The sequence below is a fragment of the Lysobacter enzymogenes genome (assembly GCF_017168095.1).
GTDB classification, from domain to species: domain Bacteria; phylum Pseudomonadota; class Gammaproteobacteria; order Xanthomonadales; family Xanthomonadaceae; genus Lysobacter; species Lysobacter enzymogenes_D.
In genome coordinates this window covers 24,027-41,628 of the sequence record NZ_LXSD01000367.1, presented here as the reverse complement: position 1 = coordinate 41,628, position 17,602 = coordinate 24,027, and the positions used below count along the sequence as shown (strand labels likewise).

Sequence of the window (17,602 nt, the reverse complement as noted above, 5' to 3'; positions counted from 1 at the left end):
CGGTGCGCGCGCCGCGCGCGCGGCCGGCGCGGCCGGTTTGCGCTTGGGCGGTTCCTTGCGCGCGGGCTGTTTCGATGGCGGGTCTTTTTTCGCCGGCGCGGCCGGCGTGGGATCGCGCTTGGCCGGCGCGCGCGGTTCGCCGGCGGCCGGGCGGGCAGCGGACTTGCGGGCGACGGTCTTGCGGGTGCGTGCAGCGGGCATGGCGGCCTCCATTCGCGGGAGGGCCTTCAGGCCCGATGCCTGTGTTCCCATTCCAGCCATCGGATCGGGAGGCACCGGGCCTGAAGGCCCTCTCGCACGGTGGTTTACTGCATGTACCAGCCGTGGCTGACCACGAAGCTCTGCCCGGTCAGCGCCGCGCTCGGGAACTCGGCCAGGAAGCGCACCGTCTGCGCCACGTCCTGGACCGTGGTGAAGACGCCGTCGACGGTGTTGCCGAGCATGACCTTCTTGATCACCTCGTCCTCGCTGATGCCCAGTTCCTTGGCCTGCTCGGGAATCTGCTTGTCGACCAGCGGCGTGCGCACGAAGCCCGGGCAGACCACGTGGCTGCGCACGTTGTGCTTGGCGCCTTCCTTGGCCAGCACCCGCGACAGGCCGAGCAGGCCGTGCTTGGCGGTGACGTAGGCCGACTTCAACGGCGAGGCCTCGTGCGAGTGCACCGAGCCCATGTAGATCACCACGCCGCCCTTGTCGCCCTTGTACATGTGCGGCAGCGCGGCTTTCGTGGTCAGGAACGCGCCGTCGAGGTGGATGGCGAGCATCTTCTTCCAGTCGGCGAAGGCGTAGTTCTCGATCGAATTGACGATCTGGATGCCGGCGTTGGACACCAGGATGTCGATGCCGCCGAGCTGTGCGACCACCTGCTCGATGCCGGCGTTGACCGCGGCCTCGTCGGTGACGTCCATGGCCACGCCGATCGCGCGGCCGCCGGCGGCGGCAATCTCGTCGGCCACCGCCTGCGCGCCGGCCTGGTTGAGGTCGGCGATGGCGATGGCGGCGCCGGCGCGGGACAGCTCGAATGCGATTTCCTTGCCGATGCCGCTCGCGGCCCCGGTGACGACGGCGACTTTGCCTTGGATCGAACTCATGGGAACTCAACTCCTGGACGATGCGGGACGATGCGGAAAGAGACGGGCCGAGGACGGCGAACCGGCGGCCATTGTCGCCGCGCCGCGTTATCGCAGCGTGGCGGCGGATGCATCGCAGTGTCCCGCGGCGCGAGGGCTACGGGAATCGGACCTTCGTCCGCGGGGGAAGTTGCGCGGGGAGTTTGCGCAATCGGCCGGTCCAGCCGCGGCCAGGGCTTGCCCTGCAGGAGCGGCGCAAGCCGCGACCGCGAAAACGAAGCGCCGGCGCGAACTCGGCCGCTTGCGATTCATCCGGTCTGTCGTGCGGCCGAAGCGTACCGGGGCATCCGGCTTGCGCGGACGCCTCCATCGGCGCGGTCGCGGCTTGCGCCGCTCCTACAGGGAGCGGGCGCCGCCTCGCCGCGATCGGTCAGTCCTTGTTCCTGCTTTTCTTGTCCTTCTTTTTCTTCTTGTCTTTCTTCTTGTCCTTGTCCTTCTTCTTTTTCTTCTTGTCCTTCTTCGGCTGCAGCATCGTGCCGGTGCAGTCCGGCGAGCCGCAGCGGCACTCCCAGATCTTCTTCAATTCCTTGGTGTGCTTCTCGGCCAGGGTGATGCCGTAGTTGTACGACAGCTCCTCGCCCGGGGCGATGTCGCGGATCGCCTCGATGAACACCTGGTCCTGGCGGCGGTCGTCGCCCTCGTCCTCGGCCAGCACCGCCTCGCAATTGGGCGAGCAGCTGTGGTTGATCCAGCGCGCCGTGTTGCCCTCGTAATTGGCGTCGATGACGTATTCGTCGTTGAGGGTGAACAGGAAGGTGTGGCCGGAATCGGCGTCGCCGGTGTCGCCGGCGTCGGCCTCTTCGTGGGTGCGGCGGCGGCCCTTGTATTCGATGATGCGTTCGCCCTTGGCGATCGGGGCGACGGCGAATACACCGTTGCCGTGGATGGCTGAACGACGGGCGGCGATCTTGCGCGGCATGAGGAGTCTCGAAATGACGAGCGGCCATTCTCGCCCGTCGGGGCGGTCGGCCGCTATCGCCGCGGCCGCCTTTCCGCGCCCGCGGGCCCGAACGCCCGCGCCCGCCCGCGCCCGCCGGCGCCCGCGCCCAGGCCGCTGAATCGGGCAAAACCCCCGGCTGGCCCTGGCCGCGATAAAACCGTACAATTTCGGTACGAATTAAAGCCCATCCCTCGAAGCCCGCCCTCAGCGCCCCCACGCCGATGCTCCGCGTCACCAAGCTCACCGACTACGCCACGGTCGTCCTGACCGTCCTGGCGGCCCGGCACGACCGCGTCCTCAGCGCGGCCGAACTGGCCGAGCGCGCGGGCCTGGAAGCGCCGACGGTCAGCAAGGTGCTCAAGCCGCTGGCCCAGGCCGGCCTGGTCGAAGGCTTCCGCGGCGCCAACGGCGGCTACCGCCTGGCGCGGCCGGCCGACGAGATCGGGCTGATCGAGATCGTCGAAGCGATGGAAGGCCCGCTGGGCATGACCGAGTGCAGCCTGCACGAGGGCCAGTGCGGCCTGGAACGCCAGTGCGGCGTGCGCGCCAACTGGCGCCGGATCAACGACGTCGTGGTCGAAGCGCTCAGCAGCGTCACCCTCGCGCAGATGCTCGCCCCCACCTTTCCAACCGAAACCGCCGCCACCGCCAAGCGCATCGACCTGCGCCTGGCCGGCGCATAGACAGTAGGCAGCCGCCATGGCCACCGACATCAAGACCGTTCCCGCGCAGGCGGGCGACCTCGCCAATCGTGAGATTCACGAGCAATTGGGCCGTCGCTACGAAGCCGGCTTCGTCACCGACATCGAATCCGACAGCCTGCCGCCGGGCCTGGACGAGGACACCGTGCGCGCGCTGTCGGCCAAGAAGAACGAGCCGCAGTGGATGACCGATTGGCGCCTGGCCGCCTACCGGCATTGGCTGACCATGCCGATGCCGCACTGGGCCAAGCTCAACATCGCCCCGATCGATTTCCAGGCGCTGAGCTACTACAGCGCGCCGAAGGCCAAGTACAACTCGCTCGACGAAGTGCCGCAGGAGCTGCTCGACACCTACGACAAGCTCGGCGTGCCGCTGCACGAGCGCGCGCGCCTGGCCGGCGTGGCGGTCGACGCGGTGTTCGACTCGGTCTCCGTCGGCACCACCTTCCGCAAGGAGCTGGCCGAGAAGGGCATTATCTTCTGCTCGATGTCCGAGGCGATCCGCGAGCATCCCGAACTCGTGCAGAAATATCTCGGCAGCGTGGTGCCGGTCGGCGACAACTATTTCGCCGCGCTCAACTCGGCGGTGTTCTCCGACGGCAGCTTCGTGTTCATCCCCAAGGGCGTGCGCTGCCCGATGGAGCTGAGCACCTATTTCCGCATCAACGCCGGCCACACCGGCCAGTTCGAGCGCACCTTGATCGTGTGCGAGGACAAGGCCTACGTGTCTTATCTTGAAGGCTGCACCGCGCCGATGCGCGACGAGAACCAGCTGCACGCCGCGGTGGTCGAGTTGGTGGCGCTGGAAGACGCGGAGATCAAGTACTCCACGGTGCAGAACTGGTACCCCGGCGACGAAGAAGGCCGCGGCGGCATCTACAACTTCGTGACCAAGCGCGGCGAATGCCGCGGCGCGCGCAGCAAGATCAGCTGGACCCAGGTCGAGACCGGGTCGGCGATCACCTGGAAGTACCCGTCCTGCGTGCTGCTGGGCGACGATTCGGTCGGCGAGTTCTATTCGGTCGCGCTGACCCACCACCGCCAGCAGGCCGACACCGGCACCAAGATGATCCACGTCGGCCAGCGCACCAAGTCGAAGATCATCAGCAAGGGCATCAGCGCCGGCCGCGGCCAGAACACCTACCGCGGCCTGGTCAAGGTGGAAAAGAACGCCGCCGGCGCGCGCAACCACACCCAGTGCGACAGCCTGCTGATCGGCAAGAAGTGCGGCGCGCACACCTTCCCCTATATCGAGGTCAAGCGCCCCGACGCCACCGTCGAGCACGAGGCCACCACCTCCAAGATCAGCGAAGACCAGCTGTTCTACTGCCGCTCGCGCGGCATCGGCGAGGAAGACGCGGTGTCGATGATCGTCGACGGCTTCTGCAAGAGCGTGTTCCGCGAGCTGCCGATGGAGTTCGCGGTGGAGGCCAAGAAGCTGCTGGAAGTGAGCCTGGAAGGTTCGGTCGGATGAGCGCCGGCGTCGTGCGCACCCTGCGTTTCGTCGAACCCGGCGAGCAAGACGCCGGAACGGCGCGCTATTGGCGTTCGCGCCCGCCCGAAGAACGGCTGCAGGAGACCTTGAGCCTGCACCGGGAAGGCAATGAGCTGTTCAAGAACGGCAACCCGCCCTTCGCCTATGTCCTGGAGTTGCGCGATGTCCCGGCCCCCTGACGATTGGCTGGCCTAGATCGCCGAAGTCGACCTACGCAAAAACAAGAAGGCCGTCGGCCGCCTGCAAGACCTGGCGGACCTGGAACGGCTTGACGACTGAACCCACAAAGAATCCCGCCATGCTCAAGATCGACAACCTCCACGTCTCCGTCGCCGGCAAGGAAATCCTCAAGGGCCTGACCCTGGAGCTGATCCCCGGCCAGGTGCACGCCATCATGGGCCCCAACGGCGCCGGCAAGTCCACGCTCGGCAACGTGCTGGCCGGACGCGAGGGCTATGAGGTCACCGCCGGCAGCGTCGAGTTCGACGGCCGCGACCTGCTCGCGCTGGAGCCGGAGGAACGCGCCGCCGCCGGCGTGTTCCTGGCCTTCCAGTACCCGGTCGAGATCCCGGGCGTGAACAACACCTATTTCCTGCGCGCCGCGCTCAACGCCCAGCGCAAGGCGCGCGGCGAGGCCGAGCTCGACTCGATGCAGTTCCTCAAGCTGGTGCGCGAGAAGCTCGCCGTCTTGCACCTGAAGGACGAGCTGCTGCACCGCGGCGTCAACGAAGGCTTCAGCGGCGGCGAGAAGAAGCGCAACGAGATCTTCCAGCTGGCCCTGCTCGAACCGCGCCTGGCGATCCTCGACGAAACCGATTCGGGCCTGGACATCGACGCGCTCAAGGCGGTCGCCGACGGCGTCAACGCGCTGCGTTCGAGCGAGCGCGCGTTCCTGGTCATCACCCACTACCAGCGCCTGCTCGACTACATCAAGCCCGACGTGGTCCACGTGCTGGCCGACGGCCGCATCGTCGAGACCGGCGGCGCCGAACTGGCGCTGGAGCTGGAGGCGCACGGCTACGCCTGGCTCAAGGACCGGGTGGCGCCGGAGAGCGCGGCTTGACCGCGGCGCGAGCACAGGAGACCTGCCGATGAGCGCCCTGCTCGACGCCTTCGCTTCCGCCTTCGACGCGCTGCCCGCGCGCGAAGCCGCCGGCCTCGGCCAGACCCGCCGCGCCGCGCTCGACGCCGCGCTGCGCGACGGCCTGCCCGGTCCGCGCACCGAAGCCTGGAAGTACACCCCGCTGCGCGCGCTGGAACGCCGCGCGTTCGCCGCGGCCGACGCCGCCCCGGCCGCGTTCGACGCCGCCGCGGTCGCCGGCATTCCGGCGCCGCGCATCGTCTTCCACAACGGCCGCTTCGACGCCGCCCACACCGACCTGAGCGACCTGCCGGCCGGCGTGAGCCTGCAGCCGCTGTCGCAGGTGCTGGCCGCCGGCGACGCGCGCGAAGCCAACTTCCTCGCCCGCCGCTTCGAACGCGCCGACGAAGTGTTCGCCCGCCTCAACGCCGCGCTCGCCGACGAAGGCGCGGTGCTGCGCGCGGACGCCGGCGTGCGTTCCGACACCGCGGTGCACCTGGTATTCGTCGGCAGCCCGAGCGAGGGCGACCGCGCCTGGCATCTGCGCCACCTGATCGAACTGCGCGAAGGCGCGAGCCTGACCGTGGTCGAGCACCACCTGGCCAGCGACATCCACAACCACCTCGGCAACAGCCTCACCCACGTCCACCTCGCTCCCGAAGCGCAGCTGTCGCACGCGCGGGTGCAGGACGAGGCCCTGGGCGCGACCGTGATCGCGCGCACCGACGCGGTGCTGGCGCGCGCCGCGCACTACCGTCGACTCGACCTGGAACTGGGCGCCGCGCTGAGCCGGCACGAGCTCAACGCCGCGCTGCATGGCGAAGGCGCGCACGTCCACGCCAACGGCGTGCTGCTGGCCACCGGCCGCCGCCATCTCGACACTCGCCTGGGGATCGACCACGTCGGCCGCGACACCCAGTGCGAACTGGTCTGGCGCGGCCTCGGCGCCGGCCGTTCGCGCGCCGCCTTCCACGGCGGCATCCTGATCCGCGAAGGCGCCGACGGCAGCAACGCCGATCTGTCGAACAAGAACCTGCTGCTCAGCGAAGGCGCCGAGATCGACACCCAGCCGGTGCTGGAGATCCACGCCGACGAAGTCCAGGCCGCGCACGGCGCCACCGTCGGCCAGCTCGACGCCAACGCGCTGTTCTACCTGCGCTCGCGCGGCGTGCCGGCGGAAACCGCGCGCGCCTTGCTGACCGCCGCGTTCTGCCGCGAGACCGTATCGGTGCTCGAGGACGAAGGCGTGCGGGCGATGCTCGAAGTGCGGCTGAATCTGGCGCTGGAACGATTGCAGCCGTCTTGACGGCAGGAGATGGCGGATAGGAGTTAGGAGATAGCGAAAAGCTGTTTCCCCTCGCCTTTCGCTATCTCCTAACTCCTATCCGCTATCTCCTCGCCCCCCCCGGGATCACGATGACCGTCGCCCCCTCCCCCTCCCCCGCCATCGACTGGGCCGCCGTACGCGCCGACTTCCCGGTGCTGACCCGCGAAGTCCACGGCAAGCCGCTGATCTATTTCGACTCGGCCAACACCGGGCAGAAGCCCGACGCGGTCATCGCCACCGTCGACGATTTCTATCGCCGCCACAACGCCAACGTCAGCCGCGCCGTGCACACGCTCGGCACGGAGGCCACCGAGGCCTACGAGGGCGCGCGGGCCAAGCTGGCGCGCTTCCTCAACGTGCGCGGCGATGAGCTGGTGCTGTGCAGCGGCACGACATTCGCGATCAACTTGGTCGCCTACTCCTGGGCGCTGCCGCGGCTGCAGCCCGGCGACGCGATCGTGCTCACCCGCATGGAGCACCACGCCAACATCGTGCCGTGGCAGTTGGTGGCGCAGCGCACCGGCGCGGTCATCAAGGTCGCCGAGCTCGACGAACTCGGCCGGCTCGACCTGGACAAGCTCTATGCGCTGCTGACGCCGGAAGTGAAACTGCTGGCGCTGACCCACGTCTCCAACGTGCTCGGCACGGTCAACCCGGTGCGCGAGATCTGCCGCGAAGCGCGCAAGCGCGGCATCGCCACCCTGATCGACGGCTCGCAGGCGGCGCCGCACCTGGCGCTCGACGTCGCCGCGATCGGCTGCGACTTCTACGCCGTCACCGGCCACAAGATGAGCGGCCCGACCGGCACCGGCGCGCTGTGGGCGCGGCGCGAGCACCTCGACGCGATGCCGCCGTTCATCGGCGGCGGCGAGATGATCAAGGAAGTCCGCTTCGAAGGCACCGTGTTCGCCGACGGCCCGCGCCGCTTCGAAGCCGGCACTCCGAACATCGCCGGTTTCGCCGGGCTCGGCGCCGCGGTCGACTACCTGTCCGCGCTGGGCATGGCGAACGTCGAAGCGCGCGAACAGGCCCTGCTGCAGCGCTTCAACGCCGCGCTGGGCGAAGTCCCGGGCCTGCGCATCTTCGGCAACGCGCCGGGCAAGGCCGCGGTGGTGAGCTTCCTGATCGACGGCGCGCACGCCCACGACCTGGCCACCCTGCTCGACCTGGAAGGCGTGGCGATCCGCTCCGGCCACCACTGCGCGCACCCGCTGATGCAGCACTTCGGCGTGCCGGCGACCTGCCGCGCCTCGCTGGCCTACTACAACACCTTCGAGGAAATCGACGCCTTCGTCGCCGCCCTGAACAAGGTGCGCAAGCTGCTGGCCTGAGCCCGCGCGGCCCGCGCCGTCCCGGCGCCGCGGGCCGATTCCGTACTACCATCGCCTCCCCCGTCCCTGCCGCACGTCCATGACCCTCGCCGCAGCCCCGCTCGTTTTCCGCCACGCCACCCTCGCCGACACCGACGCGCTGATCGCGCTGGTCGAGTCGGCCTACCGCGGCGACGCCAGCCGCGCCGGCTGGACCACCGAAGCCGATTTCCTCGACGGCCGCCGCACCGGCGCCGACGATATCCACGCCTGCCTGGCGCGCGAGCGCAGCGTGATCCTGGTCGCCGAGCGCGCCGGCCCGGACGGCGTGCCGGAGCTGCTGGCCTGCGCGCATATCGCCGAAGAGGAAGGCGCCGGCTATTTCGGCATGTTCTCGGTGCGGCCGACCCTGCAGGGCGGCGGCATCGGCAAGCAGGTCATCGACGAGGCCGAGCGCATCGTGCGCGAAGACTGGCGCCTGCCGGCGATGCGCATGACCGTGATCGACATCCGCGACGAACTGATCGCCTTCTACCAGCGCCGCGGCTACATCCGCACCGGCAAGCTCAAGCCCTTCCCCTACGGCGACGAGCGCTTCGGCCAGCCCAAGCGCGACGATCTGCGCTTCGAGGTGCTGGAAAAGACGCTCTGACGTTTCGCAGCGATGTCCCGATCCCTCTGCGATTCGCGATTACCGGTCCCCGAGCCAAGCAAGCGCCACCGCCAGGAAACCATCCCATGAGCGACAACTGGGTCTTCGTCTGCGCCACCTCGCAACTGCTCCCGGGCGAATCCACCGTCGCCTGGGACGGTGACACCGCGATCTTCGTGTGCAACTACGACGGCGATTACTATGCGCTGGAAGACCGCTGCTCGCACGAGGATTTCGAACTGTCCTCGGGCACCTTCGACGGCGAGGAGGCGAGCATCGAGTGTGTGCTGCACGGCGCGCGCTTCGACGTGCGCGACGGCCGGCCGCTGTGCGCGCCGGCGTACGAGCCGGTGGCGAAGTTTCCGGTCAAGGTCGAGGACGGCGGGGTGTGGACGCGCGACGACCGCGAGTGAGGCGATAGCGCAGCGGCGCCGCGAACCGGAACAAAGGCATCGGGGCTGAAGCCCCTCCCACAAGGCTCAGGCCCGACCTGAGCTTTGTGGGAGGGGCTTCAGCCCCGAAGCTTTTCTGCCCGCCGCCGGCGAAGCCGAAGCGCAGCCGCACACCTCACCGCGGCAACCGCAAAACCGCGACGCCGGCCACGCCTCGCGGCCGCATTACGCACACTCATGCGACGAAAACGGTTACAGCGGCCGATCCCTGTTCAATTTTCGTTGCAAATGAGAATCCATCTCATTAGTATCGCGGCCTGACGCGGCCCAGCCGCCGCCCTTTCCAGTCCCCAGAGATTCCCATGTCGACCACGAAGTTCGTCGTGTCGCCGCTCGCCGGCGCGCTCGCCCTCGTCATCAGCCTGCCCGGCTTCGCCGCGCCCGCGCCCGCCCCCGCTCCCGAGCCGCAGGCCAAGGACGTGGAAGGCCTGGAAGTGCACGGCCAGCGCATCCAGAAGGCCAGCAGCGGCAAGTACACCGCGAACCTGCGCGATACCCCGCAGACCATCACCGTGATCGACCGCGACACCATCGACGGCCAGAACCTGCTGTCGCTGCAGGACATCCTCAGCACCCTGCCGGGCATCACCTTCGGCGCCGGCGAAGGCGGCGGCGGTTTCGGCGACAAGATCAACCTGCGCGGCTTCGACGCCACCAACGACATCACCGTCGACGGCGTGCGCGACAGCGGCATGTACAGCCGCACCGATCCGTTCAACCTGGAATCGGTGGAAGTGGTCAACGGCGCCAACTCGGTGTACTCCGGCGCCGGCTCGGTCGGCGGCACCGTCAACCTGGTCAGCAAGGCCGCCGGCCTCAACGAGTTCCACAAGGCCTCCGTCGCCGCCGGCACCGACGCCTACGCGCGCTTCACCAGCGACAGCAACTTCGTGCTCGGCGAAGGCACCGCGCTGCGCTTGAACACGATGGCGCACCAGAACGACGTGCCCGGCCGCGACGTCGAGGAAAACCAGCGCTGGGGCGTGGCCGCCTCGCTCGGCTTCGGCCTGGGCAGCGACACCTCCTGGACCCTGAGCTACCTGCACCAGAAGGACGACAACACCCCGCAATACGGCCTGCCGTTCTTCAACGGCGACGTGCTGCCGGGCATCGACCGCGGCAACTACTACGGCTACAGCAACATCGACCGTCAGGAAATCGAGCTCGACGCGGTTACCTCGGTGATCGAACACAGCTTCAACGAGCGCTTCAAGCTGCGCAACCTGACCCGCTGGCAGCAGGCCGACCAGTTCTCGCTGGTCGACGCGGTCCAGGGCACCTGGTGCCTGAGCAACAACCTCACTCCGACCGGCGCGTCCTGCGGCAGCACCCGTCCGGGCAACTACACCCCCAGCGGCCCGCGCGGTTACGGCCGCGACACCCGCAACACCACGCTGTACACCCAGACCGACCTGACCGCGACCTTCAACACCGGCGCGATCGAGCACAACCTGGTCGCCGGCTTCTCGGTCCTGCACGAAAAATTCGACCTCGACGTCACCAGCGACTTCCGCAATCCCAACGGCACCAACCCGTTCCTCGCGGGCCTGCCGCAGATGAACATCGCCAACCCGGACCACCTCTACCGCGGCCCGCTCAACCGCACCCTCACCGGCCGCACCGAGGGCGAGCTCGACAACCGCGCGATCTACGTGTTCGACACGCTCAAGTTCAACGAGCAGTGGCAGCTGAGCCTGGGCGCGCGCTACGAGCGCAACGAGGGCAAGACCAGCATCGCCAACGTGGTGCAGGCGCCGACCGCCGCCAACCAGCCGCTGCCGGCGCTGCCGATCGGCACCGTCACCGGCTACGGCGTGCCGTTCAAGAACAACGACGACCTGTTCTCGTACCGCGCCGGCCTGGTCTACAAGCCGGTCGAGAACGGCAGCGTCTACGTCGCCTACGGCAACTCGAAGACGCCGTCGAAGGCCTCGGTCAACGGCTCGTGCACGATCGAGACCTGCTCGGTCGATCCGGAAAGCGCGGTCAACTACGAAATCGGCACCAAGTGGGACTTCCTGGAAGGCCGCCTGGCCTTCACCGGTTCGGTGTTCCGCAACGAGCGCAAGAACTACAAGGTCGCCGACCCGGCCAACCCGCTCAACCCGTCCGGCCTGCAGCAGCTCGACGGCCGCGCGCGCGTCGACGGCGTGATGCTCGGCCTGTCGGGCCTGATCGCCGACAACTGGGCGGTCTACGCCAACTACGCCTTCCTCGACAGCGAAGTGCTGCAGGGCGCGTCCAACCGCCAGTCGCAGCTCGGCCTGGACTACACCCGCGGCGACCGCCTGCTGAACGTGCCCGAGCACTCCTTCAGCCTGTGGACCACCTACGACCTCAGCCCGAAGTGGCAGATCGGCTACGGCGCGACCTACCAGGGCAAGATCTGGGTGGCCCAGCACAGCGCGACCAACCTCGACGGCCCGCTGGCGACCTACGGCAGCTACTGGACCCACCGCGCGATGGTCGCCTACAAGATCAGCCGCCAGGCGCAGCTGCAGCTCAACGTCAACAACCTGACCGACGAAGAGTATTTCACCCGCGTGCGCAACAACGGCTGGGCCACCCCGGGCGACGGGCGCCAGGTGGTGCTGAGCGCCAACTTCTCGTTCTGACCGCAAGCCAAGTGGCGGCGGGCGCCGGCTTCACGGTCTAATCGACGCCTCTCCGCCGCGCGCGCCGCCCGGGCCTTCCGGGCGGCCGCATCGAGGTAACCATGCTGCTGCACGTGCCCAAGGTGCTCACCGCCGAACAGGTCGCCCACTGCCGGGCGCGCCTGGATCAAGCCGGCTGGGCCGACGGACGCATCACCGCCGGCCACCAATCGGCCAAGGCCAAGGACAACGCGCAATTGCCGGAAACCGATCCGGCCGCGCGCGAGCTCGGCGCGCTGATCCTCGACTCGCTGTCGAGGAATTCCACCTTCTTCTCCGCCGCCTTGCCGCAGCGCGTGTATCCGCCGTTGTTCAACCGCTACGCCGGCGGGCAATCGTTCGGCTTCCACGTCGACAACGCGATCCGCTACGACCGCAGCCGCGGCGGCATGGACGCGGTGCGCACCGACCTGTCGGCGACCTTGTTCCTCAGCGCGCCGGAGGAATACGACGGCGGCGAACTGGTGATCGAAGACACCTACGGCTCGCACAGCGTCAAGCTGCCGGCCGGCGATCTGGTGCTGTACCCGGGCACCAGCCTGCACAAGGTCACTCCGGTGACCCGCGGCGTGCGCACGGCCTCGTTCTTCTGGATCCAGAGCCTGCTGCCGGAAGATTCGCAGCGCCGTCTGATGTTCGAACTGGACGTGTCGATCCGGCGCCTGAGCGCCGACGTGCCCGAGCATCCCGCGCTGGTCCAGCTGACCGGCGTCTACCACAACCTGTTGCGCCGCTGGAGCCAGACGTGAGCGCTGCGGCTTCCAACGGCGCCGACCCGAACCGCCGCGCGTACTGGCTCAAGACCCTGCACCGCTGGCACTGGATCAGCGCCGCGCTGAGCCTGGTCGCGCTGCTGCTGTTCTCGGTCACCGGCATCACCCTCAACCACGCCGCGCAGATCGAATCCAAGCCGCGCGTGGTCAATCTCAAGGAAACCCTGCCGGCCAGCCTGCTGCGCAGCCTGCAGGGCGAACGCGCGGCCGACGCGCCGCTGCCGGGCAATGTCAACGACTGGCTCGCCGATGCGTTGGACGTGCGCGCGCAAGGGCGCAAGGGCGAGTGGTCCGACGGCGAAGTCTACGTGTCGCTGCCGCGTCCCGGCGGCGACGCCTGGATCAGCATCGACCGCGAAACCGGCGCGATCGAATACGAACGCACCGACCGCGGCTGGATCGCCTGGCTCAACGATCTGCACAAGGGCCGCAACACCGGCACCGCGTGGCGCTGGTTCATCGACCTGTTCGCGGTCGCCTGCCTGCTGTTCGCGCTGACCGGCCTGTGGCTGCTGCAGCTGCACGCGCGCCAGCGCGGCAAGACCTGGCCGCTGGTGGCGGCGGGGCTGTTGCTGCCGCTGCTGATCGTCGTCTTGTTCATGCATTGAAGAATCCGAAGTTTCCACTCAGGAGCGTTCCATGAAGCCGTCCATGTTCAAGATCCTGATTCCGGCGCTGACCCTGCCGCTGCCGGCGTTCGCCGCCGATCTGGAACTCAACATCGAAATTCCGCGCATCAACGCGGCCGAGTATCACCGCCCCTACGTCGCCGCCTGGATCGAGAAGGCGGACAACACCGTGGCGAGCAACCTCGTCGTCTGGTACGACGTGGACATGAAGAACGGCGAAGGCACCAAGTGGCTCAAGGACATGCGCCAGTGGTGGCGCCGCAGCGGCCGCACCCTGAGCATGCCGGTCGACGGCGTCAGCGGCGCGACCCGTCCGGTCGGCCAGCACGCGGTCAGCTTCAAGGGCGCGTCCAAGCAGCTCGCCGGCCTGGCCCCGGGCAACTACACCCTGGTGGTGGAAGCCGCGCGCGAAGTCGGCGGCCGCGAGCTGCTGACGATCCCGTTCGAATGGCCGGCCAAGGCGCAGAAGCTGTCGGCGCAAGGCAAGACGGAGTTGGGCAAGGTCGCGGTGACGGTGAAGCCGTGATGGAACGGGGAATGAAGGCAATGAGGGGAAACAAGGGAATGGCGGGGGTTGTCGCTGCGCCTGTTTCCTGCCTCGTTCGTCGATTCGTTCCCGATGGTTCCGCACGCTCCGGCGCTCCCTGCATTGCCCATTTCCCATCACTCCCTTCATTCCCGGACTAACACCATGAACTTCAAACTCGCACTCGCCACCGCCACCGCCCTCGCCGCGCTCGGCCTCAGCGTCACCGCCCACGCCCACAAGGCCTGGCTGCAGCCTTCGCAGACGGTGTTCTCGGAGAAGGGCTCGTGGATGACGGTCGATGCGGCCGTGTCCAACGACCTGTTCTACTTCAACCACGTGCCGCTGCCGCTGGAGCGCCTGCAAGTGACCGCGCCGGACGGCAGCGCGGTGCAGGCGCAGAACGGTTCGACCGGCAAGCTGCGCAGCGTGTTCGACTTGCAGTTGCAGCAGGAAGGCACCTACAAGATCGCGATGAACAACGAAGGCATGTTCGCCAGCTACAAGCTCGGCGGCGAAGCCAAGCGCTGGCGCGGCAAGGCCGGCGAGTTCAAGACCGCGATCCCGGCCGGCGCGACCGAGGTCGAAGCCTCCGAGAGCCTGGGCCGGGTCGAGACCTTCGCCACCGTCGGCAAGCCGAGCACCGGCGTGTTCAAGACCACGGGCAAGGGCATCGAGCTGGTGCCGGTGACCCATCCCAACGATCTGTTCGCCGGCGAGTCGGCGACGTTCCAGCTGCTGGTCGACGGCAAGCCGGCCTCGGGCCTGAAGATCGAAATCGTTCCGGGCGCGACCCGCTACCGCAACGAGCAGGCCGAGATCCACGCCACCACCGGCGCCGACGGCAAGTTCGAAGTGAAGTGGCCGCAGGCCGGCATGTACTGGCTGGAAACCGCCAGCGAAGACAAGAAGACCACGCTGGCCGACGCCAAGCAGCGCCGGCTGAGCTACGTGGCCGTGTTCGAAGTGCTGCCGCAGTAAGCATGACCGGGCGCGCGCCGCAGCCGCTGTGGTCGTGGACGGGCGCCGTGGCGTCCGCGCATGGCGCGGCCGCGGGTACGCCGCAAGTCGTGGTGCCGAACGCTTTGACATCGACGCCTGCGGCGAACCTCGCCGCGAGCGCGACGGCGATGTCCGCAGCCGTCGCCGTGCACGAGTTGCGCGGCCTGAGCATGGGCACGACCTGGTCGGTCAAGCTCGCCGCACCGGTCGCGGCCCTGGTCGATCTGGAACGCGGCATCCAGGCGCGGCTCGACGAAGTCGTCGCGCAGATGAGCACCTGGGAAGCCGGCTCGGACATCAGCCGCTACAACCGCGCCGACGCCGGCAGCGCGCACACGCTGCCGGCGCCGTTCGCCGAAGTGCTGGCCGCGGCGCTGGCGCTGGCCGCGGACACCGACGGCGCCTACGACCCGACCGTCGGCCCTCTGACGGATCTGTGGGGCTTCGGCCCGGCCGGCGCGCGTGCGCAAGCGCCCGAGCCGGCGCCGCTGGCGCAGGCGCGCGAACGCGTCGACTGGCGCCGCGTGCGCTTCGACGCGGCGACGCGCGAACTGATCCAGCCCGGCGCCGCGTACCTGGATTTGTCCTCCATCGCCAAGGGCTACGGCGTCGACCGCGTCGCCGACTGGCTGCTCGCGCAAGGCTGCGGCGACTGTCTGGTCGAAGTCGGCGGCGAGCTGCGCGCGCACGGACGCAAGCCCGACGGCTCGGCCTGGCGTGTCGCGGTCGAACAACCCGGCCGCGAGGACGAAGCCGCCGCGGTGATCGCGCTCGACGGCCTGGCCATCGCCACCTCCGGCGACTATCGCCGCTATTTCGAACAAACCGGCGCCGGCGCCGCGCGCCGCTATTCGCACACCCTCGATCCGCGCACCGGCACACCGATCGATCACACCGTGGCGTCGGTTACCGTGCTGCACGAACGCTGCATGCACGCCGATGCGCTCGCCACCGCGCTGACCGTGCTCGGCGCGCGCGCCGGGCTCGCCTACGCCAACCGCCGCCGACTCGCCGCGATGTTCGTGCTGCGCGAAGGCGGCGGCTTCGTTTCCCGCGCCACGCCCGGCTTCGTCGCCCGGCAGCGCTCCACCTGATTTCCGCATGATTTCTTCATCCGCCGCGCGCGCGCGTCGTTTCACTCTGTCCTGGCTCGGCAACGCCATGGCCTTGCTGGCGCTGTGCGCGCTCGCCGTGGTGTCGGCGCGCACCCAGGTCGAGGGCTGGCAATGGATCGCGCCGGGGCGCGGCCAATGGTGGCTGGCTGCGGCGCTGGTCGCCGCCTACGTCGGTTTCGTCGCGGCGGTGGCAGTGTCGCGCAAGCGCAGCGCGCGGCGCGACGCGCTGCCCGAGCTGCAGGCCGATCGGCGCGGCGAGTGGTTGGTCGCCTTCGCCAGCCAGACCGGCTTCGCCGAACAATTGGCGCGGCGCAGCTGGCAAGCGCTGCGCGACGCCGGCCTGCGCGCCGACCTCGCCGTGCTCGGCACGCTCGACGCCGCGCAACTGGGCCAGTACCGGCGCGCGTTGTTCGTGGTCAGCACCACCGGCGAGGGCGACGCGCCCGACAGCGCCGCGGCGTTCGTGCGCAAGACGATGGGCGCGGCCGCGCCGCTGCCGCAGCTGGGCTACGGCGTGCTCGCGCTCGGCGACCGCGAGTACGCGCAGTACTGCGCGTTCGGCCATCGTCTCGATCATTGGCTGCGCCACGCCGGCGCGCAGCCGTTGTTCGATCTGGTCGAAGTCGACAACGGCGAGGCCGGGGCGCTGCGCCACTGGCAGCATCACCTCGGCCTGCTCGCCGGCCGCACCGACCTGCCCGACTGGAGCGCGCCGGCCTACGCGCCGTGGCGCCTGAGCCAGCGGCGCGTGTCGAACCCGGGCAGCGCCGGCGCCGCCGCGTTCGATCTGGCGTTGCTGCCGGCCGACGGTTCGGCGCTGCAGTGGCGCGCCGGCGACATCGCCGAGATCGGCCCGCGCAACCCGCCCGACGAAGTCCCGCAGTGGCTGGCCGCTGCCGGCCTCGACGGCGCCGCGCGGGTGCGCCGCGACGACGGCGAGATCGCGTTGGCCGAATTGCTCGCGCGCTCGCGCCTGCCCGTCGCCGCCGACGCGCGCGGCCGCAGCGCGCAGGCGGTGGCCGACGGACTGGCGGCGCTGCCGCATCGCGAATACTCGATCGCCTCGATCCCCGCCGACGGCGCGCTGCGCCTGCTGGTGCGGCAGATGCGCCGCGACGACGGCCGCCTCGGCCTGGGCAGCGGCTGGCTGACCGAATACGCCGGCGACGATGCCACGATCGACCTGCGCATCCGCTCCAATCCCTCGTTCCACGCCCCGGCCGACGCGCGCCCGCTGATCCTGATCGGCAACGGCACCGGCCTGGCCGGATTGCGCGCGCTGCTGCGCGAGCGCATCGACGCCGGCCGCCATCGCAATTGGCTGCTGTTCGGCGAACGCAACGCGGCCTGCGACCTGCACTACCGCGACGACCTGGACGCCTGGCAGGCCGACGGCCGGATCGAGCGCAGCGATTACGCGTTCTCGCGCGATGGCGCGCAGCGCATCTATGTGCAGGACCGGCTGCGCGAACGCATCGGCGAGATCCGCGAATGGATCGCGGCCGGCGCGGCGGTCTACGTCTGCGGCAGCCTGGAAGGCATGGCGCCGGCGGTGGACGCGGTGCTGCGCGAGGCGCTTGGCGACGACGCGCTGGAGACGATGGCGGCGGATGGAAGATATCGGCGCGATGTCTATTAGCCGATAACGACGCAGGGCTCGAGAATCGCTGTAACGGCGCGAGCCAATGTAGGAGCGGCGCGAGCCGCGACCGCGGAATTTCCGCTCGCAACGAAAGGTTCGTCGCAGCCGCACTGTCGCGGTCGCAGCTCGCGCAGCTCCTACAGTCGGAAACGAAACCCGCGACGGCTACCTGT

At 69.1% G+C, this 17,602-nt stretch carries 16 protein-coding genes and 2 pseudogenes; 15 read left to right on the top strand and 3 right to left on the bottom strand.

What is annotated here, in order from left to right:
• The 3 genes and pseudogenes from A7A76_RS14825 to A7A76_RS14815 form a co-directional block, all read right to left on the bottom strand.
• Window positions 1–201: pseudogene (locus A7A76_RS14825) on the bottom strand (hypothetical protein); the annotation flags it as partial.
• A gap of 104 nt (window positions 202–305) precedes the next feature.
• A complete protein-coding gene (locus A7A76_RS14820; RefSeq protein ID WP_206411903.1) occupies window positions 306–1,091 on the bottom strand; it encodes a 3-hydroxybutyrate dehydrogenase in 786 nt (261 codons plus the stop codon).
• Between the two features lie 493 nt (window positions 1,092–1,584).
• Window positions 1,585–2,049 (bottom strand): annotated as a pseudogene (locus tag A7A76_RS14815) (SET domain-containing protein); the annotation flags it as partial.
• A 242-nt stretch (window positions 2,050–2,291) separates the two neighbouring features.
• On the opposite strand from A7A76_RS14815, the gene A7A76_RS14810 reads away from it, so the two are divergent.
• The 15 genes from A7A76_RS14810 (at window position 2,292) to A7A76_RS14740 (ending at window position 17,426) form a co-directional block, all read left to right on the top strand.
• Complete coding sequence (locus A7A76_RS14810) at window positions 2,292–2,753, top strand: SUF system Fe-S cluster assembly regulator (RefSeq protein ID WP_206411901.1); 462 nt, start codon at window positions 2,292–2,294, stop codon at window positions 2,751–2,753.
• Window positions 2,754–2,769: 16 nt separating this feature from the next.
• The gene (sufB, locus tag A7A76_RS14805) at window positions 2,770–4,245 is read left to right on the top strand and encodes a Fe-S cluster assembly protein SufB (protein WP_206411900.1); all 1,476 of its coding nucleotides are present in this window, start codon (window positions 2,770–2,772) and stop codon (window positions 4,243–4,245) included.
• The gene (locus A7A76_RS14800) at window positions 4,242–4,445 is read left to right on the top strand and encodes a hypothetical protein (RefSeq protein WP_206411899.1); all 204 of its coding nucleotides are present in this window, start codon (window positions 4,242–4,244) and stop codon (window positions 4,443–4,445) included. The genes sufB and A7A76_RS14800 overlap by 4 nt, the downstream gene beginning before the upstream one ends.
• Before the next feature lie 119 nt (window positions 4,446–4,564).
• Entirely contained in the window at window positions 4,565–5,329 is a 765-nt protein-coding gene (gene sufC, locus A7A76_RS14795; protein WP_074864005.1) for a Fe-S cluster assembly ATPase SufC, read from the top strand.
• A gap of 28 nt (window positions 5,330–5,357) precedes the next feature.
• Window positions 5,358–6,653 (top strand): Fe-S cluster assembly protein SufD, encoded by a 1,296-nt coding sequence (gene sufD, locus A7A76_RS14790; protein ID WP_206411898.1) that lies wholly within the window; start codon window positions 5,358–5,360, stop codon window positions 6,651–6,653.
• A 110-nt stretch (window positions 6,654–6,763) separates the two neighbouring features.
• Window positions 6,764–8,005, top strand: coding sequence for a cysteine desulfurase (locus A7A76_RS14785; RefSeq protein ID WP_206411897.1), 1,242 nt, complete (start codon window positions 6,764–6,766; stop codon window positions 8,003–8,005).
• A 79-nt stretch (window positions 8,006–8,084) separates the two neighbouring features.
• On the top strand, window positions 8,085–8,636 hold the full coding sequence (locus A7A76_RS14780) for a GNAT family N-acetyltransferase (protein ID WP_206411896.1): 552 nt from the start codon (window positions 8,085–8,087) through the stop codon (window positions 8,634–8,636).
• Window positions 8,637–8,722: 86 nt separating this feature from the next.
• Window positions 8,723–9,049: a Rieske (2Fe-2S) protein gene (locus A7A76_RS14775; protein WP_096379523.1), complete on the top strand. Its 327-nt coding sequence runs from the start codon at window positions 8,723–8,725 to the stop codon at window positions 9,047–9,049.
• Window positions 9,050–9,390: 341 nt separating this feature from the next.
• Entirely contained in the window at window positions 9,391–11,703 is a 2,313-nt protein-coding gene (locus A7A76_RS14770; protein WP_206411895.1) for a TonB-dependent receptor, read from the top strand.
• Between the two features lie 101 nt (window positions 11,704–11,804).
• The gene (locus A7A76_RS14765) at window positions 11,805–12,491 is read left to right on the top strand and encodes a Fe2+-dependent dioxygenase (protein ID WP_206411894.1); all 687 of its coding nucleotides are present in this window, start codon (window positions 11,805–11,807) and stop codon (window positions 12,489–12,491) included.
• Complete coding sequence (locus tag A7A76_RS14760; protein WP_206411893.1) at window positions 12,488–13,123, top strand: PepSY-associated TM helix domain-containing protein; 636 nt, start codon at window positions 12,488–12,490, stop codon at window positions 13,121–13,123. Before A7A76_RS14765 ends, A7A76_RS14760 begins: the two co-directional genes overlap by 4 nt.
• A 31-nt stretch (window positions 13,124–13,154) precedes the next feature.
• On the top strand, window positions 13,155–13,670 hold the full coding sequence (locus tag A7A76_RS14755; protein WP_206411892.1) for a DUF2271 domain-containing protein: 516 nt from the start codon (window positions 13,155–13,157) through the stop codon (window positions 13,668–13,670).
• A 165-nt stretch (window positions 13,671–13,835) separates the two neighbouring features.
• Entirely contained in the window at window positions 13,836–14,651 is an 816-nt protein-coding gene (locus A7A76_RS14750) for a DUF4198 domain-containing protein (RefSeq protein WP_206411891.1), read from the top strand.
• A 149-nt stretch (window positions 14,652–14,800) separates the two neighbouring features.
• Window positions 14,801–15,766, top strand: a complete 966-nt coding sequence (locus A7A76_RS14745) for an FAD:protein FMN transferase (RefSeq protein WP_206411890.1) — start codon at window positions 14,801–14,803, stop codon at window positions 15,764–15,766.
• Between the two features lie 7 nt (window positions 15,767–15,773).
• Window positions 15,774–17,426, top strand: a complete 1,653-nt coding sequence (locus tag A7A76_RS14740; RefSeq protein ID WP_206411889.1) for a sulfite reductase subunit alpha — start codon at window positions 15,774–15,776, stop codon at window positions 17,424–17,426.
• Window positions 17,427–17,602: the final 176 nt, after the last annotated feature.